Raw genomic sequence first — 24,792 nt, 5'->3', positions numbered from 1 at the left:
TGGTCTGCGTATAGCGCTCAAGCTTACCGGCGGAGGATCCGCGCGGTCCGGAATCGGTGGATGCCACGCGCCGTGCGGAGCCCGTGACGCGCCGCACCGGCGTGGGCGCCGGGGAGCCGCCGGGCGCGCCTCGCGTGGATCTCGTGATGGCGAGCGTCGGGGAGCCGTCGAGAGCGCCCCGCGTGGATCTCGTGGCGGCGGGTGTCGCGGGGTCGCCGACCGCGTTCCTTGCGGTGCCGGTGACCGGTCGCACCGTCGCGGGGCCGCCGGCCGCGCCGCGCCTGGAGCCCGTGGCGCGTCTCAGGTGACATGGGTGAGGGCGTCCCAGACGTTCTCCGCCTCGACGACGTCGAAGCCGGGCGCGAAGGGCGCTCCGCGTCCGGCCATGCGGACCAGGGAGTGGTCGCCGTTGCGCTTCTTGCCCGTGTCGAGGGAGCCGGTGGGGACGAGCGCGCGGGTGAAGCCCAGCCGGGCGGCCTCCGACAGGCGGCGCCGCACGTCGCGCACCGGGCGCAGCTCTCCCGCCAGGCCCACCTCACCGAGCACCACCAGGCCGGAGGGGAGCGCCTTGTCACCCGCCGCGCTGGCGACCGCGAGCATCACCGACAGGTCCACGGCGGGATCGCTGAGCTTGATCCCTCCGACGGTGGCGGTGAAGACGTCGCATCCGCCCAGCTTGGCGTTGAGCCGCCGCTCCAGCACGGCGAGGACCATCGTGACCCGGTAGGTGTCGAGCCCGGAGGAGGATCGGCGCGGCTGCTGGGCCTCGGTCCTCGCGACCAGGGCCTGCACCTCGGCGGGCAGTGGCCGGGTGCCCTCCAGGGTGACCGTGACGCACGTGCCGGGCACCGGGTCGGTGCGGTGGGAGACGAACAGGCCGCTGGCGTCGGTGATGCCCTCGATGCCGCTCTCGTGGAGGTCGAAGCAGCCGACCTCGTCCACCGGGCCGTACCGGTTCTTGATCGCACGGACGAGGCGGAGCCGGGAGTGCCGGTCGCCCTCGAAGTGGAGCACGACGTCGACCAGGTGCTCCAGGGTGCGGGGACCGGCGATCGAGCCCTCCTTGGTGACGTGGCCGACCAGCACGGTGGCCATGCCACGCTCCTTGGCGAGCCGCACCAGGTTTCCCGCGACCTCCCTGACCTGGGTCACCCCGCCGGGCACGCCCGTCGCCTGGGTGGAGCCGATCGTCTGCACCGAGTCGACGATGAGCAGGTCGGGCTGGACCTTCTCGACATGTGACACCAGCGCGCCCAGGTCGGTCTCGGCGGCGAGGTAGAGGCGGTCCTGGATCGCGCCGATCCGGTCGGCCCTGATCCGCACCTGGGCGGCCGACTCCTCACCCGTGATGTAGAGGACCGTCTGCTGTCGGGCGATCTTGGCTGCCGCCTCCAGCAGGAGGGTCGACTTGCCGATGCCGGGCTCGCCGGCCAGCAGCACGACGGCTCCGGGAACCAGACCGCCGCCGAGGACCCGGTCGAGCTCGGGCACACCGGTGCTGCGCGCGTGCGCCACCTCGGCCTTGACCTGGCCGATCGGCACCGCCGGTGCCGAGACCGCCCCGGCGGAGGCCACGCGTGCCCCCGCGGGAGCCGTCTCCTCCTCGACCGTGCCCCAGGCCTGGCACTCGCCGCAGCGCCCCACCCATTTGGCCGTCTGCCACCCGCACTCGGCACAGCGGTAGCCACCAGCCTTCTTCGCCATGGCCGCACGTTACCGGCAGAGCCCGACAACTTTCACCCGGTACGGCGTGCCGTACCGGGTGAAAGTCGCGGGGAGGTACGGAGCGCGCTTTCCTCAGATGTGGCCTTCGAGCTCGGCGAGGAGCAGGCGCTTGGGCTTGGCGCCCTTGATCTGCTGCACGACCTCGCCGCCCTTGTAGAGGTTGAGCGTCGGCAGGCCGAGGACGCCGTACCTCGCGGTGATCTCGGGGTAGTCGTCGGCGTTGAGCTTCGCGATCGTGACGCGGTCGCCGAGCTCGGCCTCGATCTCCGTGAGGATCGGCGCGATCATCTTGCACGGCCCGCACCACTCGGCCCAGAAGTCGACCAGGACGGGCTTGTCGCTCCGCAGCACCTGCTCGTCGAAGTTCTCCGCGGTCAATGTGATCATGATTTTCCCACTTTCCTCAGTACGCATCCTGGGCAGGCGGTGGTCAGCTGCGCCGCCACCTCCGCCCTCCGGGTGAGAAGCGTGCGGATCTCGTCGTCGATCTCCGCCAGTTTGCGCTGGTAGACGGCGACGGACTCCGGGCACGACCCCCCTGACTCGTGACCGGCCCGCAGGCAGGCGACGAACGGGCGGGCGTCGTCCAGGGTGAAGCCGACGGCGAGCAACGAGCGGATCTCGGAGACGAGCTTGAGATCCTCCTCCCCGTACTCCCGGTAGCCGTTGGCCGAGCGCCGGGCCGTGATCAGTCCCTGCTGCTCGTAGTAGCGCAGTGCCCGGGTGCTGACACCCGCCCGCCGCGCCAGCTCACCGATCCGCATCCGGCCCTCCCCACGGCACGACGATAGACCTTGACATCAACGTCAAGGTCAAGGCCCCGTCCCGTTGTTCCCGGTCGGCCCCGCGGAGGTCGTCGCCGTTTCAGAACCGCTTCCAGCGCAGCAGGTTGGGGTAGGCGATCTCCAGGCCGGGGGTCTCGGCGATGGCCAGGTCGGCGACCGCGGGGGTGAACTCGATGCGGAGCACGGCCTCCAGGTCGGCGCGGCGCTCGAAGGACATGCGCAGATCGAGCTTGTCCGTCTGCCAGCCCTGGCGGCTCCAGAAGTTCTCGACGGACCTGGCGGAGTAGGCGGGGATGGACTGGCCGAACCAGCGGCCGAAGGCGCCGCGGGTGGTGTCGATGTCGATCACGAAGGCCGCGCCGCCGCGCCGCATCACCCGGGAGAGTTCGGCCAGGCCCGGCTCGCACCCGGGGCCGAAGAAGTACGCCCAGCGGGCGACGGCCACGTCCACGGAGGCGTCGGGCAGCGGGATCGCCTGGGCGGTGGCGGTGTGGATCTCGACGTTCCGCAGGGCGCGGCAGCGGCGCCTGGCCAGCAGGACAAGGTCCTCGTGCGGCTCCACGCCGATCACCCGGGTGGCGGTCGAGGCGAGGGCGGGCAGGTGGTAGCCGGTACCGCAGCCGATGTCGAGGACCGTCGCCCCGGTCCACGACCGGATCGCCGACATCGCCGCCTCGGCGTGTCCCTCGGGGTCCACCGCCCGGTTTTCCAACTCGTAGATCTGGGGGGTGTTCCAGATGTTGGGGCTGGGGATGGAGCCCCTCAAGAACCTCGGCATGCCCTCACCGTAATGGTGTGATCTAGGCCGTGTCGGTGGTGGCGGACAGCACTGCCCTCCGGACCCGCTTAGGCTGGCAAATGTGAGCGACGTGAGCGATCGGGCCGGTCGGCCCGGCGGTGTTCGCGAGTGTGCGCTCCGAGCCGGAGACGAGGAAGCGGTATGAGCGTCCGTGTATCCAGCGCGAAGATCGCGCTGTCCACCGCGTCGGTGTATCCCGAACGTACTCCCGACGCTTTCGAACTGGCCGCGCGCCTGGGGTACGACGGTGTGGAGATCATGGTGGGCGCCGACCCCGTGAGCCAGGACGTCGATGTCCTGGAGCGGCTGTCGGACCACTACCACCTGCCGATCCTGGCCATTCACGCACCGTGCCTGCTGGTGACGCAGCGTGTGTGGGGCAAGGACCCGTGGGCCAAGCTCCAGCGCGCGCAGCGTGCCGCCGAGCGGGTCGGTGCCAGGACGGTCGTGGTGCATCCGCCGTTCCGCTGGCAGCGCGACTACGCGCGCGACTTCGAGATCGGCCTGGCCAGGATGCGTGAGGAGACCGACGTGGTCTTCGCGGTGGAGAACATGTTCCCGCTGAGGGCGAGGGGCAACGAGGTCGTCCCCTACTCTCCCGACTGGAATCCGGTCGACTACGACTTCCCGCAGGTCACGCTGGATCTGTCGCACACGGCGGTGTCCGGGTCCGACGCCCTGGAGATGTTCACCAAGCTCGGCGACCGGCTCGCCCACCTGCACCTGGCCGACGGCGTCGGGGTGCCGAACAAGGACGAGCACCTGGTTCCCGGGCGGGGCAACCAGCCGTGCGCGCCGATCCTGGAGCGGATGGCGGGCAACGGATATTCGGGGCTGGTCGTGCTGGAGATCAATACGCGCAAGGCGGCCAGCCGTTCCGAGCGGATCGACGACCTCGCGGAGGCGCTCGCGTTCGCCCGGCTGCACCTCGCGGCCTCCACCCCCGCGTGAGTGGGCCTGTCATGAGCACCACGGGCAGGCCCTCCAACGGCTCCTCGGACGGGTCCGTGGACGCGCCCGCGAACGGATCCTCGGAGAGGTCGACGGACGCCCCCGCGAACGGTCCCTCTGGAAGGTCAACGGCCACGCCCGCGAACGGGTCCACGGACGGACCTGCGAACGGGTCCACGGACGGACCTGCGGAGAGGTCCGCGGCCGGACCGGCGGAGGGGAGAAGGCGTCCGGGGCGCAGGCCGGGCTCGGCCGACACGCGAGGGCAGATCCTCGCGGCGGCGCGCGAGACCTTCGCGGAGAAGGGGTTCGACAAGGCGACCATCCGGGGCATCGCCCGGCGGGCGGAGGTGGACCCGGCGCTGGTCCACCACTACTTCTCCGGCAAGGAGAAGATGTTCGTCGAGGCGATGGAGCTGCCGATCAACCCCGAGAACGTCCTCGCGGCGATCATGGCGGGACCCCGCGAGGAGGTCGGCGAGCGGCTGGTCAGGCTCATCCTGACGATCACCTCGGAGGCCGGGGCGCGCCAGCCGGTGCTGGCGCTGGCCCGCACCGCGATGACGAACGAGCGGATGGTCGTCATGATCCGCGAGTTCGTGACCCGCGCGCTGCTCAACCGGGTCGCGGAGAGCCTGGACATCCCGCTGATCCGGATGGAGGCGGCCTTCGCGCAGATGTTCGGCGTGGTCCTGATGCGCTACGTCCTCCAACTGGAGCCGCTCGCCTCGGTGGATCTTGAAGAGCTGGTGAAATTGCTCACACCCACGATCCAGGGTTATCTCGACCCGCCGCGATAGGCTTCCCCGCCCTCCGGGGGCGCCCATAGAGGTCTTCCCGCTATATACCGCCGTATCTCCCACATTCCCACCATTCGGGCCGAGGTGCCGGCACGCCTCGCCGAGTCCCCGTCCTGCCGATGTCCAGGCCGCGCCCGCCGAGCCCCGTGAAGCTCGAAGGTCACTTCGATGCCGTTCGGAGGCATGCAGAGCATTGTTCTGGGAACGGTGTTGACCGTAGGGTGACGACGGTCACCGGGGGGTCTCCCGGCGAAGAGAAGTTACTCACCGGTAGTATCTGTGGGGACCCTCTGTCATCGTGGATGACCGGCGGTCGTACGCTGGCAGCCAACGCCGTCTGTGGGAGGACCAGTGCTCTGGGTAGCGATCATCGGGCTGGTCATGACAGCCGTCGCGCTCGCGCTCGCCGCGCGCCGCGTGTTGTTCCTGTACAACCTCGCCACCGTAGGGCCTCCCGCGCCCGAGCGCGTCGAGTACGCCAGGGCCAACCTGGGTGAGGAGATCAAGGCCCAGCTGGTCGAGGTGTTCGGGCAGCGGAAGCTGCTGAAGTGGACGGCCTCCGGTGTCGCGCACTTCTTCGTCATGTGGGCGTTCCTCATCCTGGCGACCGTCTATCTGGAGGCGTACGGCGCGCTGATCCAGGGGGCCGTCACCGGCACCCCCGACTTCCACATCCCGCTCATCGGGACGTGGCCGATCCTGGGCTTCCTGCAGGACTTCATCGCGGTCGCGGCCCTGCTCGGACTCATCGCCTTCGCGGTCATCAGGATCAAGAACTCGCCGAAGAAGCTGGGCCGCAGGTCCCGGTTCTTCGGCTCGCACCTCGGCGGTGCCTGGCTCGTCCTCTTCATGATCTTCAACGTGATCTGGACGATGCTCCTCTTCCGCGGCGCGGCGGCGAACACCGGCAACCTGCCGTACGCCTCGGGAGCGTTCGCCTCCGAGGCGACCGCCGCCCTGCTGCGCCCGCTGGGCCCTTCGGCCAACGAGACGCTCGAACACGTCGGGCTGCTCCTGCACATCGGCGTGATGCTGGTCTTCCTCGTGATCGTGGTGAACTCCAAGCACCTGCACATCTTCACCGCGCCGCTGAACGTGGCGTTCTCCCGGCGTCCCGACGGCAACGGCCCCGCCCAGCCGATGCGGATCGACGGCAAGCTCGTCGACTTCGAGGACGAGGAGCTCGACGGCGACCGGCTCGGCCGCGGCAAGATCGAGGACACCACCTGGAAGGGCTTCCTCGACTTCTACACCTGCACCGAGTGCGGACGCTGCCAGGACCAGTGCCCGGCCTGGAACACCGACAAGCCGCTCTCGCCGAAGATGCTCATCCTTGAGCAGCGCGACCACGCCTTCAAGGTCGCCCCGTACCTGATGGCCACCGGGGAGCAGCGCGCGGGCCTGCACGAGGACGTGCTGGCCCTGCTGGACAAGCCGCTGGTGGGCGAGGAAGGCGTGATCCACCCCGACGTGCTGTGGTCCTGCACCAACTGCGGCGCCTGCGTCGAGCAGTGCCCGGTCGACATCGAGCACATCGACCACATCCTCGACATGCGCCGCTACCAGGCGATGGTGGAGTCCAACTTCCCCTCCGAGGCCGGCGTCATGGTCAAGAACCTGGAGAACAAGGGCAACCCGTGGGGGATGTCCGAGATGAAGCGGGCCGACTGGGTCGAGGAGCTGGCGAGCCGCGAGGTCGACCCCATCGAGATCACGCTCATCGATGACAAAATGGGCGAAGATGTCGAATACCTCTTCTGGGTCGGCTGTGCCGGAGCGCTGGAGGACCGGGCGAAGAAGACCACCAAGGCGGTCGCGGAACTGCTGCACGTCGCCGGGGTGAAGTTCGCGGTGCTCGGCCCGATGGAGGCGTGCACCGGCGACCCGGCGCGCCGCCTGGGCATGGAGTATCTGTTCGACATGCTGGCCAAGCAGAACATCGAGACGCTGAACGAGGCGGGGGTCAAGAAGATCGTCGCGACCTGCCCGCACTGCTTCAACACCCTCGCCAACGAATATCCCCAGCTCGGCGGCACCTACGAGGTGGTGCACCACACCCAGCTGCTCGCCAAGCTGGTGGACGAGGGCAGGCTGGTCCCGATCACGCCGATCGAGGAGAAGATCACCTACCACGACCCGTGCTTCCTGGGCCGCCACAACAAGGTCTACTCCCAGCCCCGCGACATCATGGCCAAGGTGCCCGGCGTGAAGACCCAGGAGATGCACCGCCACAAGGACCGCGGCTTCTGCTGCGGCGCCGGCGGCGCGCGGATGTGGATGGAGGAGCGGCTCGGCAAGCGCATCAACACCGAGCGGGTGGACGAGGCGCTCACCACCGAGCCGGACACCATCTCCACGGCGTGCCCGTTCTGCCTGGTCATGCTCGGCGACTCGATCAACGAGAAGAAGAACGCGGGCGAGGCCAAGGAGACGCTGGAGGTCGTCGACGTCTCCCAGCTGCTGATCAAATCGATCAAAGGCCGGCCGGTAGAGGCGCCCTGACAGCGGGTGTGTCATCCGTCAGAGGGGACATTTTCCCGATGTTCCCTCTGACATAGGGTCAAGTCATCGTGAAAAGGATGTAAGGTCCGAAAACCTTTCTCCACATAACGGGAAAATCACGGTAACCTCAACGTCGCGTAGCTCATTCAACGGGGAGGGGGCTTGACGATGCCAGCCGTCGTCAGCGATGCCGAGGTTACCCTGGCCGATGTTCTCTCACTTCGGCTGGCCGTCGACGAACCCTTGGCCGACGGCACCGAACTGGTCCTGCGTAACCGGGCCACCTCGGTCGAGAGCCGGGTGCCGCTGGGCACTCCGGACGCACGGATGCGCAAGGCGGAGCTGGCGGTCTCGCTCGCCCCGCTCGCCCTCGGTCCCGGCCGCTGGGACACCTACCTGCAACAGGGCAAGGCGCGCACGCGGCTGCGCAGCGTCGACCCCGGATTCTCCCTCGACCATCTCGAGGCGTACGCGCTGAGCCGCCGCACGCTGGCCTACCGCGCCTACCGGACCCGCAACGGCTTCCTCGCCCTGAAGATCGACGACGCCCGGCCGACGGCGGAGGTCCGTTCCGTCTGGTTCAGGGAGGGGCGCTTCGAGGTCACCGGGCTGCTCGCCTTCACCGGCCTCGACGACGACGAGGCGAGGCACGAGGCGAAGCTCGCCCTGCGCCGCAGCCGGCCCGACGCCGAGCTGACCTCCATTGCAACGGTCCAGGGCGTGCGCTTCCACGCGGCGCTCTCGCTGTGCGACGTGCTCGCCGCCGCCCCCGACCAGACCGGCACCTGGGAGCCCTCCCTGGAGGTACGCGGCGTGGCCACACCGCTGCGGCTGGGCTCCCGGCTGGACGACGTCGACGGCAAGCGCCGCCGCCTGCACTACCCCGCCGCGCAGATCGACGGGGTGCCGATCCGTCCCTGCTACACGGCGGACGACGAGCTCAGGATCGAGGTCGGCGGGTGAGGATCTGCCTGCTCACCCCATCCGTCTACGGCATGCGCGGTGACGTACGCTCGATCGTCAACCTCGCGGGAGAGCTGGCAGAACGTCACGAGGTCGAGATCATCAGCGTCCGCCGCCAGCGGGAGAAACCGTTCTTCCCCGTGGCGTCCGGTGTGAAGCTCTCCTGGGTGGTCGACGCCCAGCCGGGAGGCAGATCCCTGCTTCCCCGAGGCCAGATGCGCACCGAGGTCGCCCTCTGGCGGCGGCTGCGCGGGCTGCGGGCCGACGTGCTCGTCAGCACACGGCCGGTGCTGAGCGTCCAGGTGGCCAGGCACGCGCCGCGCGACATCACGCGGATCGCCCGGGAGTGGGGCCGGCCGCCCGTACCGGGGCCGATCAGGAAGTTCTACCCGCGCCTGGACGCGGTCGCCACCGCCACCGAGACGAGCCGGCAGGAGTGGGACCACCTCCTGGGCGGGAACGTGCCGGTCAACGTGATCCCCGACGCGCTGCCCGCGGGGCCGTGGCCGCGCTCGCGGATGGACAACCGCATCGTCGCCGCCGGAGGGCGTCTGGTGCCGGCGAAGGCACACGACCGGCTGATCCGCGCGTTCGCCGTCGTCGCGGGCAAACGCCCCGACTGGCGGCTGCGCCTGTACGGCGGGGGCCCGGAGGAGAAGCGCCTGCGCGCCCTCGTCGGTGACCTCGACCTGCACAACCACGTCTACTTCATGGGAACGACCTCCGACCTCACCGGCGAGTTCGCCAAGGCGTCGATCGTGGCGAGCACCTCCAGGACGGAGGTGCTCGGCATGGCCGTGATCGAGGCGATGGCGAGCGGGGTACCGGTGATCGCGTTCGGCGGCCCCCGTGGGCCGGGCGAGCTCGTGGCCGACGGCAGGAACGGAGTGCTGGTCGCCGAGGGGGAGGACGAGATCGAGGCGTACGCGTCCGCGATGCTCGCGCTCATCGACGACGAGCGGCGGCGCAGGGAGCTGGCCGCGGGGGCGCTGGAGGTCGCGGCGGGCCACGGCGCGTCCTCGGTGGCCGACCGCTGGGAGAAACTGATCGCGGCGACATCCCGCCGCGCCTGACACCGGTACCGTTGGGACATGCATGGGTACAGCGGTGACAAACAGGCTTATCTGACCCGGTTGCGGCGTGTCGAGGGGCAGATCAGGGGCCTGCAGCGGATGGTCGAAGAGGATGCCTACTGCATCGACGTGCTGACCCAGGTCTCGGCCGCCACGCGGGCGCTCCAGGCGGTGGCGCTCGGCCTGCTGGAGGACCACATCGGGCACTGTGTCGCCGACGCCATCAGCGCCGGGGGGCCGGAGGCGGAGGAGAAGGTCAAGGAGGCGTCGGCCGCGATCGCCCGTCTCGTCCGTTCGTGACTAGTCACATGACTATCTTTTCCGACCACGTCCCGGACCCCGTCGAAGGGTCCGGGACAAGGTCTTGGAAACGGTTCTTCCCGAGGCCTCAGCAAACAGCCGAAGCGCTCAATCCGAGCGCGTTGTCGAGCTCCACCGAGGTGAGGGGCCGTTCGCTCATCGCGACGGCGGACAGCACCTCGGCATAGAGCGCGATCTCGTCCAACGCGACACGGTCGTGGACCCTAGAGTCCAGGTCGTCGTGCCCCACCGCGTCGTCCTTCCTTCCGCAGCCCACACCCACTTCGAGGTTACGGCGGGCGGTCATCGGTGCCCATGGCCCATCGGGACCATTCCTCGCCCCGCCCGACACGTCCTCACGGAGGATCATTTCCCGTTTAGGAGATCACAATTCAGCTAATTGTCCGATGCGCAGGGGGCTAGAAGGATATAGGGGGAGTAAGGATGAAATAACTGAATTTGTGGTTTAAGCATACTGATGTGGGTCAGAAGTGGCGGGGGTAAGTCCCTGACACAGGAGGGACCGGATCGTCGCGCTCGTGCGTCAGCCGGTGCACCACCGCCGAGGCCGTCGCGAATCCCCGCTCCGGTATCTCGGTCCCGGTGAGGCGGCACCACGCGAGCCCCGTGGCGTAGGCGGCACCGAGCAGAGCCGCGGCGGCGTTACGGTCCGGCGGGTGCAGCGCGGAAGGCAGCTCGCCCGAGCGCGGCCAGCATCCCCTCAGCGGATGCGAGGCGTCGGTGAGCACCACGTGGAGGATGTGCCGCAGCTCGGGATCCAGCCACGGGTAGAGACGGTCGGCCGCCCTGGGCGCGACACCCGACAGGTCGGCGGCGAGCAGTGAGGCGGCCACCGCCCGCGGGTCGGCGCCCATCGGGGCGAGGAACCCCAGCGACTGGACCAGGTCGTAGAGCGCGTGCTGGAAGTGCTCGCCCGGCGAGTCGTCGGGCAGCGTCATGTGGGGCGGGCAGCGGGAAAGCCACGCGTTCCGCACCGCGTCGTCGCCCTGGTGCGCGATGGCGGGATCCTGGCAGGCCCGGCGGAGCAACGGCTCGATCATGGACAGCAGGGCGTCGGCCTTCGGCCTGAACCTCGGATCCGCACGCACCACGGCGGCGGTGTCGGCCATCAGCGCGACCAGCCGCAGGCCCGCCTCGGGGTGCCCGGCCCTGACCCGCTCGCCGTAGAGCGCGACCAGGTCGTCCAGCGAGGTGGGCGGCAGCCAGCGGACCCACTCGTCGCCGGGCAGCGGGCGGGCCAGGAACTCCCCGAACATCGACAGCAACACCTCGTTGCCGTCGAAGGCCGGGGCGTAGGCGCACCACATGAGCGTGCCCCAGATCGCGGCGACGGGACTGGCCACCTCCCCGGCGAAGAGTCCGGCGAACGGCCCGGTGACGGGGAAGTCCTCCCTGCGCCTGCCGCGTTGGGCGATCACCAGCTCGCGGACCCTCTCGGTGATCTCGTACGGCACGTCGGGGCCGACGAACCCCTGGACCGACCCCCGGTCGACGGCGAAGTCGGCGCCGGTCGGTATGAGGTGCTGCATGATCATCGAGGTGACGTTGACCACGTGCGCCGCGGCGCGGAAGTCCCGGTCGGCGGGGGGAGCGGTGAGGTGCCAGCGGCCGTCGGCGGGATCCTGGCGGTACCAGCGGGCGTGGGCGCCGAACAGCCAGCGCCCGCCGTCCGGGGTGGACAGCGTGCGCTGGGCGATGGCCTGGGCGCGTGCGAGCGGCGGCAGCGCCGTCCACCGTGGGTCGGTGACCATGGTCCGCACGTCGTTCTCGACGGCGTCGAACCCATCCCACTGCCACATGCCGGTCATCGGCATTCCGGGGCGAGTACCCACAGCCTGGTGCCATGGGCGGGACGCCCCTGCCTCCCTTCGGTCAAGCGGTCAAGGTCGTTGCCAGGCCCCGCGATCCCCCGATCGGGCCTCGCACGATCGTAAGGCTCTCCCCGCCACCGTGTCGGGGAGCGTGCGCCACGACCCGGGGCGGGAGTCAGGCCGGTGGCACGGGGGTCGCGGCCCGGTGGCGGGCCGCCTTGGCGACGTAGCCGGCCGGAGTACCGGCGAACAGGGCGCGGTCGTCGTCGGTGAGCTCACGGACGATCTTTCCGGGGACACCCGAGACGAGCACCCCGGCGGGGATCCGCTTCCCCGGCGCCACCAGGGCACCCGCCGCGATCAGCGATCCCGCGCCGACCCTGGCGCCGCCCAGCACGATCGCGCCGATGCCCACGAGCGCACCGGTCTCCACATGGGCTCCGTGCACCATGGCCTTGTGCCCGAGGCTCACCCGGGGCTCCAGTACGGCGGGCTGACCGGGATCGGCGTGCAGGCAGCACAGGTCCTGGATGTTGCACTCCTCCCCGACCTCGACGTCCTCGTCGTCGCCGCGCAGGACCGAGCCGTACCAGACGTTCGCGGCACGGCCCAGCCGTACCCTCCCGACGACCACCGCTCCGGGGGCGATGTAGGCGTCCGGATGGATCTGCGGGATCGCGTCGCCGTCGAGGGCCGCGATGTAGGGCGTGACGTTCATGTGAACGATGTTACGAGGAGTCGATCTGTCCGGTATTTCCGCAAGCACGTCGGGCGTTCCGGTTGCAGACTTGGGCAGTAAGCAGGAAAGTCGTCTCCTGACGTCTCCTTTTCCGCCACACAACCTCCACGGGTAGTGCTATGACAAACCAGCACGAGAGCTTTCCCGACCTGATGCATGAGGACTCGTTCGAGGTCGTCATGCGCGGCTACAGCCGTCGTCAGGTTCACGACTATATGGACCGCCACCGCCACCAGATCCGCGACCTGGAGGAGCGGCTCGGGCGCGCGATCGACCAGGCCGAACAGAGCCGGATCGAGCTGGCCGAGGCCCGCAAGAGGCTTTCCGACGCCCCGCAGGACTACGACGAGCTCGGCCAGCGGCTCAGCCAGATACTGAAACTCGGGGAGGAGGAGGCCACCTCCAAGAAGCAGGTCGCCGAGGCCGAGGCGCTCAAGCTCCGCGACGACGCGGCGATGGAGGCCGAGCGGCTGATCACCTCCGCGCAGGATCGGGCCGAGGGCATCCTGAACGCCGCGCAGCAGGAGGCCGAGCGCCGGGTGGCCGAGGCCACCGCGGCCGCCGAGCAGATGCTGTCCCAGGCGGGCAACGACGCCGAGGAGACGCTCAACGCGGCCCGCGCCGAGTCCGAGGACACCCTGCGCAGCGCCCGCACCGAGGCCGACCGGATGGTCACCTCGGCGCGGAACGAGGCCGAGCGGACGGTCCAGGAGGCCCGCGCCGAGGCCGACTCCACGCTGAGCGCCGCCCGCGCCGAGGCGGAGGCGACCGTGCTCGCCGCCAACAACGACGCGCACTCCACCCTGTCGGCGGCACAGCAGCGCGCCGCCGCCCTGGACGAGACCACCGGCCGCCGGGTCGTCTACCTCACCGACACCCACCACGAGGTCATGCGCCGTCTGCACGAGATGGGCACCGTCCTAGGCGACCTGCTCCACCGTGAGAGTTCGGCGGGACCTCTGATCGACGAGAGCTCCGTGCTGCCCCCGGCCCGCGTCCAGCCGGCGCTGGCCGCCCCCGCCACGGGGCCTGACGCCGTCTCCGGGGCCGCCTCCGAGGAGACGCCCGACGACGTCCACGGCACACCCGGCGCGGCGGACGCCGTCGCGTCCTCCGACGCGGAGGCGTCGCCGGGACAGGCCGGGCCCACCGGATCCGGGGACGCGTCCATGAGCGGGCGGAACGCCGGGTTCGACTCACCCGACCTGGAGTCCGTACGCGTGATCGTGGACGACGACACCGTCGGGGGCGCGGACGAGCGGCGTGGCAAGGACGAGGACCGTGCCGAGGAGACGCGCGTCGAGGTGTACGACGACACCGACCTCGCCGGCGACACCGACCTCGGTCCGGCCGCGGAGAAGGCCGGCAAGGACGAGGACAAGTACGCCACCCCCAGAAGAAAGTAAGAGCCCTCGCCCTCGGAGGCATGAGGGAACCCGCACGGCCGTGGAGACGTCGGCCCCGAAGACCATGAGGGGCTCGCACGGCCGTGCAGACGGGTGAGGAGACTCGCGGAAGCCTCCGTCCCGACGGGGGTGAGGATCAAGCGGAAGCCCCCGCCCCCGATCGGGTCGGGGACTTCCGCGATTGGGGGCCCGGCGCCGGGACCGCATCGGATCCGCTCATCCCGGCACCGGGCGGTCTTCAGGGGTCCGTCTCCGGCTCGGTGTCGCCGGAACGTTCCCGTTGGTCGAGTAGCTGCTCACGCAGCCCTTCCGGATCGTCCGCGTCGATGGTCATCGCGCAGCCGACATCACGCTGGGCGGAGGTCAGCGGGTGGTGGCGGGTTGCCCACCACCGACCCGCGTCGCTCCGCCAGATCGTCCAGTCGGGAAACTCCCGGGCGATCTCAGCGAGATGTCGGTCGAGAGACATCTGTGCACCTTCCCCGCGCCCAGGCCCGTCTGTGCGACGCTCCACCTCTGACGGTGAGGCACTTCTCTAGAGAAATCAATGATCGCGGGGGACAGGTCAACCTATCGGTTGACGGATGGTCTTGATCTATGAGTCGAAGTCGTATTGAAGTACGTAAGAGGCGGCGTCGAGAGTCATCTCGTTCACCTCGACGGCGACGCCGTCCACGGTGCGGGCGACCCGGGCGATCACGATGACCGGGGTGCCCGCGGGCAGGTCGAGCTGGACGGTCTCGTGGGGATGGGGCATGCGGGCCCTGATCTCCTCGGTGAAGTGCGCCGGGGCGTGGCCGAGCTCGCCGAGGCGCGCGTAGACGCCTCCGGGGCCCGTGTCCTCTCTCGTGATTGCGGTTCCGTCCACCAGGAGGGCGGGGAAGTGGGAGACCGACAGTTGCACCGGCCGCTCGTCCACCGAGTAGCGTCGCCTGCGGACCCACACCTCGGAGCTGCCCAGCACTCTGGCCACGGCGTCCTCGGCGGTCTCCCGGTCGATGTCCACCTGGTCCACGGTGTAGGGGCGCCCCCTGGTGTCGGAGTCCCAGATCGCCTCACCGCGCTCCCAATGGTCACGGGAGAGCCGCCGGGAGCCGTGCCGCCTGATGGGGCGGAACTGCCTGACGTACACCCCTGAGCCGCGCTTGGGGACGGCGAGGCCTTCGTTGATTAGTACGGACAGGGCCTGCCTGGCGGTGGCACGGGCTATGCCGTGACTGGCCATCAGGGCGTTCTCGCCCGGAAGCCGATCCCCGTCTCGGAGATCGCCGGACAGGATCGCTTCGCGAAGCCCGTCGGCGATGCGCCGATAGATCGGGGGCTCGGGAGGTACCGGGGAATGCTGCACGTTCGATCACCCTCTGTCACCAACCGGGTTTGGCGTCTCCAGAGAACTTGCCCCGCCTTGTCCACGATCGCACAGATACGGAGGTTGGTATCGTGCTTCTTTTGGGAGGATCGTGCCCGTGTGGCGATCTTAAAGAGTTTTCCCGGTCCGTTACCGTGGAACGGTCCTGACCGGTATTCGTACGGCCCACCATCGGCGCGTGACGGCCGCGGCCAGCACGGCCCCCGCCGCGTTGAGGATCACGTCGTCGACGGAGCTGACCCGCCCCAGGCGCAGGGCGTACTGGAGGACCTCCACGGTGAGCGACGCCCCGGCCGCCACGGTCGCGATCCGGGTGAGCGAGGCGAACCGCGCCGAACGGACGGGAAGCATCGCCCCGAGCGCGGCGAAGACCATGAGGTTCCCACCGACCTGCACGAACGCCGTCTGCCCCGGTCCGTGAAGTGTCGCCCACAGATCCGAGAACGGAACAAGGCTGACGCCGGAGATCCCTGCCCCGGGGGTGAGGATCATCCAGATCCAGGGCGCGGTCCCCGCCACCGCGACCACGTCGGCCAGGGCGGTGCGCGCCGGGAAGGGGTGGCCGGAGCGGGTGCGGCGGAGGGTGAGCAGGCGGACGGCGACGACGACCGCGGGAACCGCGAGCAAGGCCGCCAGAACGACATTCCCCCACTGCTGCCACGCCTGGTGCACAAGACAAATGATGGGGTGCGCGGAGTCCCCTCGGGCGGCCTTCGAGGTTACGAGAAGGTGACCTCCAGGCAAGGGGCGTTCTCATCCCCGTGAGCGGCTCCCCGAACGGCGAAAGGGTGCCCGGGCGCGAGGAGAGGTCGTCGGCGCGTTCGCGCGTACGTAGGCCCCGAGCCGAGGAGGCACCCCGGGGAAGGGAGGCCGGGGCGGCATGTGCCCGGGTGATGCGCCTCAGGGGAGGGGGCTCCCCGCGCGGTATGCGCCTCAAGGAAGGGCGGGCAACGGGAGGTTGCGTCCGAGGAAGTGCACGGCTTGGTCCCAGGCGGCCCGCGCGGCCTCCTGGTCGTAGAACTGGGGGGCCTCGTGGTTGTGGAAGGCGTGCCCGGCCTCCTCGGCGACGTACACCCTGACGTTCGGCCGGCCGGACGCGGCCTCCTCCATCACGGCGACCCGCTCCCGAGGGATGTAGGGGTCGGAACCGCCGAAGACGAGCAGCAGCGGGCAGGTGATCTTCTCCAGCATGCCCGAGGCGTCGGGGACGGCGGACCCGTAGAACGACAGGACCGCGTCCACCTCGACCGTGGCCGCGAGCAGGTAGCCGATGGAACCCCCGAGGCAGAACCCGACCACCCCGGCCCCGCCCTCGGCCTCGGGCAGTTCCCGCAGGTGCGTCAGGGCGACGGCGGAGTCGGCCACCCCCTGGGGGACGTCGAACGTGGAGACCATCTCGACCGACAGGGCCGTTCCCGCGTCGTCGTGGCCGGACACCCAGTTGGGCCGGATCCGCCAGAACAGGTCCGGCGCGCCGACGACGTAGCCGAGCGCGGCCAGGTCCTCGGCGACCTTCCTGATGTACGGTCCCACCCCGTAGATCTCCTGGACCAGCAGGATGACCGGGCCCCGGCCGCTCGGGGGAAGCCACAGGTGCAGGTCGAACGAGCCGTCGGCGACGGTGACCGTCTCGGTGCGAACTTCCACGGGATCCTCCTGCTGGCGTGTCGACCGCCGGCGTTCCGGCGTATGACGGACGAACGGTCGGCGAACCGTATACCCGCCGAACGCGGACAGATGTGCGGTATCGAATCGGCCCCTTTGCCGGAGAACGGATGGTTGGTCGCGCAGGCCCGGAAAACCCGCCGAGTATGGACGTGTTCCGCCGATAAGGTGCGCCTGTGGACACCCTGGAAAGCCTCGTCATCACCAGGCGGCTTCGAGTTCCCGTCGACGCTCCCGCCGCCTCCACCCCGGGCTGGGGAGAGGTGGCCGCACGCCAACTCGACGCCGCTCTGCTGAGCGTCGGCTTCACGTGTTCGCCGGCCCTGCTCGAACGCCTGGCCCGCCTGCCCGGGGAGACGGTGGTCGATCTCGGCGTGCGGGTCCTGGCGGCGGTACGACACCTGGTGGGCGACCATGTCCGGCACAACGCGTACTTCATCGACTTCCCGAAGAACGTGCCCGACACCGTGGAGTTCTGGGCCGGGCTGCTGCGTCAGGCCATGCTCGACCCGGTCGCCGACGCCTCCGTCCAGCACTCGCCGGCGCTCAACCTGCTCACCCTGCCCGGTTACGGCGGCTACCGGCACACCTACGCCGACCTGCTGGGCGCGCACGCCGAGCTCGTCGCGTCGGCCGGCGACCGGGTGACCGTGCTGGAGTTGGGCGCGAGCCTGGAGTCGGAGGCGCGCGAGTGGTACTTCTCGCTGGCGGGCGCGGAGGTGCCGCCGGCGGAGGAGGACCTGGCGGCGCTGCGGTCGCTGGCCGAGTTCTGCGCCGAGGAACCCGACCGTATCCCGGTGCGGGAGAACCGCGCCGTCATCAACCAGGCGCGTCTGGTCGCGGGTCGCCCGCTGCTCGTCGACACGGTGACCGACGTGCTGCGGCTCGCCTGCGGACTCTTCGGCGGCGACGTCACGCTGGCCACCCCCACCAGGTTCCTCTCGTTCCCGCGGGCTCGGCGCAGGGCTCTCCTGCAGGCCCTGGACGCGGTCGCCACCCCGGCCAGGCTCGGCGACGTCTCAAGGCACCGGGAGCAGTGGAAGCGGCTCGGCGAACGACTTCACCCCGGCGAGTATCCGCGGTTCCCGCGCGCCGCACACGTCTTCGAGGTGGCCCGAGGCGTACGCGAGGCGCCCGGTCTCGACAGCCGGGTGGAGGCGGCGCTGTCGGCAGGCCGTACCGGAGAGGCGGTCGAGCTTCTGGAGAGGGCGCCCGGCGCGTTGCTGCGCCGTCTGGACCACCTGCTGCGGTCCGGCACCTCGGTCTCGGCCGTGCTGGACGCCGCGGAAAAGGCCGTGGCGGGCGCTTCCGGCCGGGTCCTGCTGTCGTTGCGCGAACACCTGCAGAACCGGCTCGCCTCCGCGGCCGGGCGGGTCTTCGTCAACCGGAACGGCAGGGCGTGGGCGGCGTCCGACGCCCGCGCTCCGATCGAGGAGACCGTCGTGTCGCGGGCGGTGGCCATCCTGGACGAGGAGATCACCCGGCGGCTTCCCGACCTCGGCGAGCTGGTCGTCGATCCCGAGGTGCTCGACGTCGCCCTGCCGCTGTCGGGTAAGGCCGTCGCGCCCGGGCTGGGCATGTTGCCGCGGGGCTCGCTGTCGGCGGTGGACGGGGAGCTGCTGCGGTTCTTCGTCCACTGGCGGCAGGCCGAGCGGTCCACCGACTACGACCTGTCGGCCCTGATGCTGGACGCCTCCTACGGCGACGCCGAGCACATCTCGTGGACGGAGTACCGCAACAGTTTCGCCGTTTACTCCGGCGACATCACCGACGCCTCCGACGGCGCGAGCGAGTTCATCGACATCCGTCTCGCCGAGGCGAAGCGGTCGATCATCATTCCGCAGGTGAACATCTACGACGGAGAGGCGTTCGACGAGGCCGCGGAGGCGTTCTTCGGCTACATGAGCCGGGATGCCGAGCAGGAGGGCAGGCCGTTCGAGCCGCGTACCGTGCGCATGAAGTCCGACCTGCGGGGCGCGGGGCGGGTCGCGCTGCCGCTCGTCTTCCTGCGCGGCGACGACGGCGCCTGGCGGGTGAAGTGGCTGCACCTCTATCTGAGGGGGCGCGCCGGCTTCAACCAGGTCGAGGGCAACCGCGTCACGACCTCCCTGCTGGTGCGCTCGATCGTCGAACGTGACTACCTGCGCGTCCGCCATCTGGTCGACCTGCTGCGGCGGAAGGGGACGTCGGGTGGGCACACCACGTACATCGGTTTGCAGGCGCCGGCCGATCTCCCCGAGGGGTCGCGGGTGATCACGCCCGGGACGCTGCACGAGCTGATCCCCGCCTGATACGGTGGCGGTCGCGAGGCCATGGGAGGGCTTCCTTCTCACCTTATGGACAAGTCTAGTCTTCCCGCCTTCCTCGCATTCCGGGCGTGAGGCCGTTCGAGGGCTTCCTCGGCGCGGCCGACCGCCTGTCAGATGGTCCTGGCCAGGGCGCGGGAGATGCCCAGGGCGGCGGCCTTGACGGCCGGGGCGAGCCGGGTGGGCTGGAAGCGGGCCAGCGGCACCGAGACCGAGAGCGCGGCCACGGCCACGCCGTCGCCGAACACCGGGGCCGCGATGCAGGCGCCGCCCAGCTGGGCCTCCTCCCGCTCGTAGGCGAGCCCCGCCGCCTGGATCTCGCCGATCGCCTCCTCCAGGCGCCGGGGGTCGACGATCGAGTGCGGGGTCAACCGGCGCAGCGGGCGGCCGAGGACCTCGTCGATCAGGTCGGGCCCCGAGTAGGCGAGCAGGGCCTTGCCGATCCCGGTGCACGTCAGCGGGAGGCGCCCGCCGACGCGCGAGGGCAGGGCGAAGGTCTCCTGGCCGCGGATCTTCTCGACGTAGACGACGTCGAGGCCGTCGCGCACACCGAGGTGGACGGTCTCGTGGGTCGCCTCGTAAAGGTCGTGCATGAAGGGGAGCGCCGCGTGTCTCAGGTCGCGCTCCAGGGGCACGATGCTCCCGAGCTCGAAGAGGCGGCGGCCGAGATAGTAGCCGTCGGGGCGGCGGGTGATCGCGCCGATCGCGGTCAGTTCGGTGAGCAGCCGGAAGGCGGTGGTCTTGGGCAGGTGGCAGCGCTCGGCGACGTCGGCCAGCCGCAGCGGTCCTCCCGTGGGGCGGAACGCGTCGAGTACGAGCCAGGATTTCTCCAGCAGAGACAGACGGTCGGGGTTCCGTTTCACGGAACCCATTCTTGCCTACGGCCGTTTGCGGCCCTATACCCGTACGTAGTGACCTGAAGGAGTACCTTCCCGAGGAGCAGACTTGTCTGACCAGGTGAACCACTTCATCGGTGGGGTGCCGGTCGCCGAGGGCGCGACGTTCGCCACCCATGACCCGGTGACCGGCCAGCCGGTGCGCGAGGTCCGCGAGGCGGACCGGGACGTCGTCGACAGGGCGGTCGCCGCGGCCCGCGAGGCCCTGCCCGGATGGGCCGCGCTGCCGGTGGCGGAGCGCGCCACCTGGATGCGCCGCCTCGCCGACGCGATCGAGGAGCGGTTCGAGGACCTGGTGGCGGCGGAGATCGCCGACACGGGGAAGTCGATCACCCAGACCCGCACCCTGGACATCCCGCGCGGAGCCGCGAACTTCCGGTCGTTCGCCGAGATCGCGGCCCAGCACCCGGAGGACGCGTTCCACCTCACGGACGTGCTGAGCTACACCGTGCGCAAGCCACTCGGCGTGGTCGCGGTGATCGTGCCGTGGAACCTGCCGTTCCTGCTGGCGACCTGGAAGCTCGGTCCCGCGCTCGTCGCGGGCAACACCGTCGTGGTCAAGCCCTCGGAGCACACGCCGGGCTCGGTCGCGGTGCTCGCGGAGATCGCCGCCTCGATCGGTCTGCCGCCCGGTGTCCTCAACGTCGTGAACGGCTTCGGCGGTGGTTCCACCGGCCAGTTCCTGGTGGAGCATCCCGGCGTGGACGCGGTCACCTTCACCGGCGAGAGCCGTACCGGATCGACGATCATGAAGGCGGTCGCGGACCGGGTCAAGCCCGTCTCGTTCGAGCTGGGCGGCAAGAACGCCGGGCTGGTCTTCGCCGACGCCGACCTGGACGCGGCCGTCGAGGGAAGCGTGCGGTCGGTCTTCACCAACGGCGGCCAGGTCTGCCTGTGCACCGAGCGGCTCTACGTGGAGCGGCCCGTCTTCGAGGAGTTCACCGCACGGCTGGCCAGGCGCGCCGGTGACCTGCGGTTCGGCCGCCCCTCCGACGAGGACGCCACGATGATGCCGATGATCTCCGCCGAGCACCGGGACAAGGTGCTCTCCTACTACGAGCTGGCCAAGCACGAGGGCGCCGAGATCCGCGCGGGTGGCGGGGTGCCGAGTTTCGGCGACGACCGCGACGGCGGCTACTACGTCGAACCGACCGTGCTGACCGGCCTGCCGCCGGACTCCCGGGTGAACCGGGAGGAGATCTTCGGCCCCGTCTGCCACATCGCCCCGTTCGACACCGAGGCCGAGGCGGTCGGGCTCGCCAACGACAGCGAGTACGGCCTGGCGGCGACCGTCTGGACCTCCAACCTGAGCCGGGCCCACCGGGTCGCCAGGTCGCTGGAGGCCGGGCTGGTCTGGGTCAACACCTGGTACCTGCGCGACCTGCGCACCCCCTTCGGCGGGGTGAAGCTGTCCGGCATCGGCCGCGAGGGCGGCACGCGCTCGCTGGACTTCTACTCCGAGCCCACCACGATCACCATCAAGCTGGAGCCTGGACATGACTGAGTGGAGCGAGGCCACCGACGTGCGGGTGGAGGCGGCCGACCGGTTGCTCGACGCGGCCAGGAGCGGCAAGCCGTGCGCCCCGGTGCGCGAGATGCTGCCGAGCGGGAGCGCCGAGACCGGCTACGCCGTACAGGAGATCAACACCAGGCGGGCGCTGGACGAGGGCAGGAGGCTGGTCGGCAGGAAGATCGGGCTCACCTCCGCCGCGGTCCAGCGCCAGCTCGGCGTGGACCAGCCGGACTTCGGGATGCTCTTCGCCGACATGGCCTATCTCGACGGCCTGCCCGTGCCGACCGGCCGTTTCCTGCAGCCCAAGGTCGAGGCGGAGGTCGCGCTCGTCCTCGGGAGCGACCTGGAGGGTGGCCCGTTCACGGTCGCCGACGTCATCCGGGCGGTCGACTTCGCGCTGCCCGCGATCGAGATCGTCGACAGCCGCGTCGCGGGATGGGACATCGCCCTCGTCGACACGATCGCCGACAACGCCTCCAGCGGCGCGTTCGTCCTCGGCAACACCCCGGTGAGCCTGCGCGGCCTGGACCTGCGCCTCGCCGGGATGACCATGAACCGGCACGGCGAGGAGGTCTCCACCGGGGTGGGCGCGGCCTGCCTGGGGCATCCGCTCAACGCCGCGGTCTGGCTCGCCGACGCGCTGGGCGGTACGGACTTCCCGTTGCGCGCCGGGGACGTCGTGCTCACCGGCGCGCTCGGCCCGATGGTCGGCGTCGAGCCGGGCGACGTGTTCGAGGCCCACATCGAGGGCCTCGGCTCGGTCAGGACGGTCTTCTCGTGAGAGCCCACGAACCTCTCGTGAGAGCCCACGAACCTCTCGTGAGAGCCCACGAACCTCGCCCTCAGCCGGGAGTCGGCCGCCACCCCGCCGCCCACGACCTTCTCGCGAGAGCCCACGAACCGGACCGGCTCGTGAAGCCCGGGGAGCCCGGCAAGTCCTGGGGAGTCGGCAATCCCGGAGAGCTCGGGGAGTCCGGCAAGCCCTGGGAGTTCGGGGAGTTCGGAGAGCTCGAAGGACCAGGGGAACTCGTACGACGTGTGAAAGCAGGCCTGTTGTGAAGATCGCCATCATCGGTTCGGGGAACATCGGCACCGACCTGATGTTCAAGGCACTGCTGTCGAAGAAGGTCGAGGTCGTCGCGATGGCGGGCATCGACCCCGACTCCGACGGACTGGCCCGCGCCCGCCGCCGCGGGGTCGCCACCACCCACGAGGGTGTCGAAGGACTGGTCGCGCTGCCCGGGTTCGCCGAGGTGGACGTCGTTCTCGACGCGACCTCGGCCGGGGCGCACCGGCACAACGACCGGGTGCTCAGGGCGCACGGCAAGCGCGTCATCGACCTCACCCCCGCCGCGATCGGCCCCTACGTGGTGCCTCCGGTCAACCTGGAGGACCACCTCACCGAACCGAACCTCAACATGGTCACCTGCGGCGGGCAGGCCACCATCCCGATCGTCGCGGCGGTCGCCTCGCGGGTGCCCGTCCGGTACGCGGAGATCGTCGCCTCCATCTCCTCCCGGTCGGCGGGGCCCGGCACGCGGGCCAACATCGACGAGTTCACCGAGACGACCTCCCGGGCGATCGAGCGGGTCGGCGGGGCGGCGAGGGGCAAGGCGATCATCATCCTCAACCCGGCGGAGCCGCCGCTGATCATGCGGGACACGGTCTACTGCCTGGTGGACGAGTGCGACGAGGCGACCGTGGCGGAGGTGAAGGACGCCGTGCTGGAGATGGTGGCGCGGGTCAACGACTACGTGCCGGGCTACCGCCTCAAACAGGACATACAGCTTGAGACGATCCCGGCTGGGGAGCCGCTCCCCGACGGCACCCGCGACGGCGGCGTGAAGGTGACCGTCTTCCTGGAGGTGGAGGGCGCCGCCCACTACCTGCCCGCCTACGCCGGCAACCTCGACATCATGACCTCCGCCGCGCTGCGCACCGCCGAGCGGCTCGCCGAGGTGACGGAGCGGGCCGCGGACGCGGGCCGCACGCAAGACCGGGACCGCACGGACCTGGCCGCTCGTACGGACGCGGAGGTGGGCGCGTGAAGCTCTACGTGCAGGACGTGACACTGCGGGACGGCATGCACGCCATCCGGCACCGCTACACCGTCGCCCAGGCCGCCGAGATCGCCGCGGCCCTCGACGCCGCCGGGGTGGCGGCGATCGAGATCGCGCACGGTGACGGCCTCTCCGGGGGCAGTTTCAACTACGGCGCGGGCGCGCACACCGACGACGAGTGGATCGAGGCGGTCGCCGGTGCCGTACGGCGGGCGAAGCTGACCACCCTGCTGCTGCCCGGCATCGGCACCATCGACGACCTCAGGCGCGCGCACGCCCTCGGTGTCACCTCGGTCAGGGTCGCCACCCACTGCACCGAGGCCGACATCTCCGCCCAGCACATCTCCACCGCGCGTGAGCTCGGGATGGACGTGGCCGGGTTCCTGATGATGTCCCACATGACCTCCGCCGACGAACTGGCGCGGCAGGCGGCGCTCATGGAGTCGTACGGCGCCCACTGCGTCTACGTGACCGACTCCGGCGGCCGGTTGACCATGGACGGGGTGCGGGAGCGGGTCAGGGCCTACCGCTCGGTGCTCGACGAGGGTACGGAGATCGGCATCCACGCCCACCACAACCTGGGCCTCGGCGTGGCCAACTCGGTCGTCGCGGTGGAGAACGGCACCTACCGGGTGGACGCCTCCCTGGCGGGGATGGGCGCGGGGGCGGGCAACTGCCCGATCGAGGTGTTCGTCGCGGTGGCCGACCTGATGGGCTGGGAGCACGGCTGTGACCTGCACGCCCTGATGGACGCGGCCGACGATCTGGTCAGGCCGCTGCAGGACCGGCCGGTCCGGGTGGACAGGGAGACGCTGACGCTCGGCTACGCGGGGGTCTACTCCAGCTTCCTGCGGCACGCGGAGGCGGCCTCGGCGCGCTACGGGGTCGACACCCGGACCATCCTCACCGAGGTGGGCCGCCGCCGGATGGTGGGCGGCCAGGAGGACATGATCGTGGACATCGCGCTGGACCTGGCACGGACCGGGGAGCCGTCGTGACACGGGCGGTCCCCCGGCTCTCCCCGGCTCCCGCCGAGCCTTTTCGTCGAGCGTCGTAGTGGTGTCACCGTCCTCGGGCTCCCGCCGGGCCCTTTCACCGAGCGCTGTAG

26 protein-coding genes are annotated in these 24,792 nt (G+C 70.3%); 14 read left to right on the top strand and 12 right to left on the bottom strand.

Annotation, left to right across the window (positions count from 1 at the left end):
• Positions 1 to 83 precede the first annotated feature (83 nt).
• Entirely contained in the window at positions 84 to 308 is a 225-nt protein-coding gene (locus AB0B96_RS11875; protein WP_362897964.1) for a hypothetical protein, read from the top strand.
• Here AB0B96_RS11875 and radA read toward each other — a convergent pair.
• From radA to AB0B96_RS11855, 4 genes are all read right to left on the bottom strand, one after another.
• Positions 301 to 1,704 (bottom strand): DNA repair protein RadA, encoded by a 1,404-nt coding sequence (gene radA / locus AB0B96_RS11870; RefSeq protein ID WP_362897962.1) that lies wholly within the window; start codon positions 1,702 to 1,704, stop codon positions 301 to 303. The two genes, AB0B96_RS11875 and radA, sit on opposite strands and share 8 nt — an antisense overlap.
• Positions 1,705 to 1,797: 93 nt before the next feature.
• Positions 1,798 to 2,112: a thioredoxin gene (gene trxA / locus AB0B96_RS11865; protein ID WP_350941517.1), complete on the bottom strand. Its 315-nt coding sequence runs from the start codon at positions 2,110 to 2,112 to the stop codon at positions 1,798 to 1,800.
• A complete protein-coding gene (locus tag AB0B96_RS11860) occupies positions 2,109 to 2,489 on the bottom strand; it encodes a MerR family transcriptional regulator (RefSeq protein ID WP_362897959.1) in 381 nt (126 codons plus the stop codon). Before AB0B96_RS11860 ends, trxA begins: the two co-directional genes overlap by 4 nt.
• Before the next feature lie 100 nt (positions 2,490 to 2,589).
• Positions 2,590 to 3,288 carry a class I SAM-dependent methyltransferase gene (locus AB0B96_RS11855; RefSeq protein WP_362897957.1) on the bottom strand — a complete coding sequence of 233 codons (699 nt, stop codon included), beginning with the start codon at positions 3,286 to 3,288 and terminating at the stop codon, positions 2,590 to 2,592.
• Positions 3,289 to 3,450: 162 nt separating this feature from the next.
• On the opposite strand from AB0B96_RS11855, the gene AB0B96_RS11850 reads away from it, so the two are divergent.
• The 6 genes from AB0B96_RS11850 to AB0B96_RS11825 all read left to right on the top strand — a co-directional run bounded on the left by AB0B96_RS11850 (position 3,451) and on the right by AB0B96_RS11825 (position 9,898).
• A complete protein-coding gene (locus AB0B96_RS11850) occupies positions 3,451 to 4,260 on the top strand; it encodes a sugar phosphate isomerase/epimerase (protein ID WP_350941514.1) in 810 nt (269 codons plus the stop codon).
• An 11-nt stretch (positions 4,261 to 4,271) separates the two neighbouring features.
• Positions 4,272 to 5,060, top strand: a complete 789-nt coding sequence (locus tag AB0B96_RS11845) for a TetR family transcriptional regulator (protein WP_362897955.1) — start codon at positions 4,272 to 4,274, stop codon at positions 5,058 to 5,060.
• A gap of 351 nt (positions 5,061 to 5,411) precedes the next feature.
• Entirely contained in the window at positions 5,412 to 7,562 is a 2,151-nt protein-coding gene (locus AB0B96_RS11840; protein ID WP_362897953.1) for a heterodisulfide reductase-related iron-sulfur binding cluster, read from the top strand.
• A 168-nt stretch (positions 7,563 to 7,730) separates the two neighbouring features.
• On the top strand, positions 7,731 to 8,525 hold the full coding sequence (locus tag AB0B96_RS11835; RefSeq protein WP_350943515.1) for a hypothetical protein: 795 nt from the start codon (positions 7,731 to 7,733) through the stop codon (positions 8,523 to 8,525).
• On the top strand, positions 8,522 to 9,598 hold the full coding sequence (locus tag AB0B96_RS11830; protein ID WP_350941510.1) for a glycosyltransferase: 1,077 nt from the start codon (positions 8,522 to 8,524) through the stop codon (positions 9,596 to 9,598). Before AB0B96_RS11835 ends, AB0B96_RS11830 begins: the two co-directional genes overlap by 4 nt.
• Positions 9,599 to 9,616: 18 nt before the next feature.
• Positions 9,617 to 9,898, top strand: coding sequence for a metal-sensitive transcriptional regulator (locus AB0B96_RS11825; RefSeq protein ID WP_350941509.1), 282 nt, complete (start codon positions 9,617 to 9,619; stop codon positions 9,896 to 9,898).
• An 88-nt stretch (positions 9,899 to 9,986) separates the two neighbouring features.
• Here the strand turns inward: AB0B96_RS11825 and AB0B96_RS11820 are convergent, their stop codons facing one another.
• The 3 genes from AB0B96_RS11820 to AB0B96_RS11810 form a co-directional block, all read right to left on the bottom strand.
• Entirely contained in the window at positions 9,987 to 10,205 is a 219-nt protein-coding gene (locus tag AB0B96_RS11820) for a hypothetical protein (protein ID WP_362764670.1), read from the bottom strand.
• A gap of 178 nt (positions 10,206 to 10,383) precedes the next feature.
• Positions 10,384 to 11,727, bottom strand: coding sequence for a hypothetical protein (locus AB0B96_RS11815; protein WP_362897950.1), 1,344 nt, complete (start codon positions 11,725 to 11,727; stop codon positions 10,384 to 10,386).
• Between the two features lie 178 nt (positions 11,728 to 11,905).
• A complete protein-coding gene (locus AB0B96_RS11810) occupies positions 11,906 to 12,448 on the bottom strand; it encodes a gamma carbonic anhydrase family protein (protein ID WP_350941505.1) in 543 nt (180 codons plus the stop codon).
• A 140-nt stretch (positions 12,449 to 12,588) separates the two neighbouring features.
• Here AB0B96_RS11810 and AB0B96_RS11805 point away from each other — a divergent pair, with 140 nt between their 5' ends.
• The gene (locus AB0B96_RS11805) at positions 12,589 to 13,875 is read left to right on the top strand and encodes a hypothetical protein (RefSeq protein WP_362897948.1); all 1,287 of its coding nucleotides are present in this window, start codon (positions 12,589 to 12,591) and stop codon (positions 13,873 to 13,875) included.
• 238 nt (positions 13,876 to 14,113) lie between these two features.
• Here AB0B96_RS11805 and AB0B96_RS11800 read toward each other — a convergent pair whose 3' ends face one another.
• The 4 genes from AB0B96_RS11800 to AB0B96_RS11785 form a co-directional block, all read right to left on the bottom strand.
• Positions 14,114 to 14,344: a hypothetical protein gene (locus AB0B96_RS11800; RefSeq protein WP_350941501.1), complete on the bottom strand. Its 231-nt coding sequence runs from the start codon at positions 14,342 to 14,344 to the stop codon at positions 14,114 to 14,116.
• Between the two features lie 126 nt (positions 14,345 to 14,470).
• Positions 14,471 to 15,223 (bottom strand): GntR family transcriptional regulator, encoded by a 753-nt coding sequence (locus AB0B96_RS11795; RefSeq protein WP_350941500.1) that lies wholly within the window; start codon positions 15,221 to 15,223, stop codon positions 14,471 to 14,473.
• Between the two features lie 150 nt (positions 15,224 to 15,373).
• On the bottom strand, positions 15,374 to 15,916 hold the full coding sequence (locus AB0B96_RS11790; RefSeq protein ID WP_362897945.1) for a VanZ family protein: 543 nt from the start codon (positions 15,914 to 15,916) through the stop codon (positions 15,374 to 15,376).
• 261 nt (positions 15,917 to 16,177) lie between these two features.
• Positions 16,178 to 16,891 (bottom strand): dienelactone hydrolase family protein, encoded by a 714-nt coding sequence (locus AB0B96_RS11785; RefSeq protein WP_362897943.1) that lies wholly within the window; start codon positions 16,889 to 16,891, stop codon positions 16,178 to 16,180.
• A 194-nt stretch (positions 16,892 to 17,085) separates the two neighbouring features.
• Between AB0B96_RS11785 and AB0B96_RS11780 the strand changes: the two genes are divergently transcribed.
• Entirely contained in the window at positions 17,086 to 19,200 is a 2,115-nt protein-coding gene (locus AB0B96_RS11780) for a TerD family protein (protein ID WP_362897941.1), read from the top strand.
• A gap of 128 nt (positions 19,201 to 19,328) precedes the next feature.
• On the opposite strand, the gene AB0B96_RS11775 is transcribed toward AB0B96_RS11780, so the two are convergent.
• Entirely contained in the window at positions 19,329 to 20,087 is a 759-nt protein-coding gene (locus AB0B96_RS11775; protein WP_362897939.1) for an IclR family transcriptional regulator, read from the bottom strand.
• Positions 20,088 to 20,160: 73 nt separating this feature from the next.
• Here AB0B96_RS11775 and AB0B96_RS11770 point away from each other — a divergent pair, with 73 nt between their 5' ends.
• The 5 genes from AB0B96_RS11770 to dmpG are packed head-to-tail and all read left to right on the top strand — an operon-like array spanning position 20,161 to position 24,682.
• Complete coding sequence (locus AB0B96_RS11770) at positions 20,161 to 21,615, top strand: 2-hydroxymuconic semialdehyde dehydrogenase (protein ID WP_362897937.1); 1,455 nt, start codon at positions 20,161 to 20,163, stop codon at positions 21,613 to 21,615.
• Complete coding sequence (locus AB0B96_RS11765; protein ID WP_350941492.1) at positions 21,608 to 22,405, top strand: fumarylacetoacetate hydrolase family protein; 798 nt, start codon at positions 21,608 to 21,610, stop codon at positions 22,403 to 22,405. Before AB0B96_RS11770 ends, AB0B96_RS11765 begins: the two co-directional genes overlap by 8 nt.
• A 38-nt stretch (positions 22,406 to 22,443) precedes the next feature.
• Positions 22,444 to 22,683: a hypothetical protein gene (locus AB0B96_RS11760; protein WP_362897934.1), complete on the top strand. Its 240-nt coding sequence runs from the start codon at positions 22,444 to 22,446 to the stop codon at positions 22,681 to 22,683.
• Positions 22,680 to 23,672, top strand: coding sequence for an acetaldehyde dehydrogenase (acetylating) (locus AB0B96_RS11755; protein WP_362897932.1), 993 nt, complete (start codon positions 22,680 to 22,682; stop codon positions 23,670 to 23,672). The genes AB0B96_RS11760 and AB0B96_RS11755 overlap by 4 nt, the downstream gene beginning before the upstream one ends.
• Entirely contained in the window at positions 23,669 to 24,682 is a 1,014-nt protein-coding gene (gene dmpG, locus AB0B96_RS11750) for a 4-hydroxy-2-oxovalerate aldolase (RefSeq protein ID WP_350941487.1), read from the top strand. Before AB0B96_RS11755 ends, dmpG begins: the two co-directional genes overlap by 4 nt.
• Positions 24,683 to 24,792: the final 110 nt, after the last annotated feature.

Source organism: Streptosporangium sp. NPDC049046 (assembly GCF_040649155.1).
Classification (GTDB): Bacteria; Actinomycetota; Actinomycetes; order Streptosporangiales; family Streptosporangiaceae; genus Streptosporangium.
The sequence above is the reverse complement of the archived record's forward strand: the minus strand, read 5'-3'. Positions and strand labels throughout refer to the sequence as shown.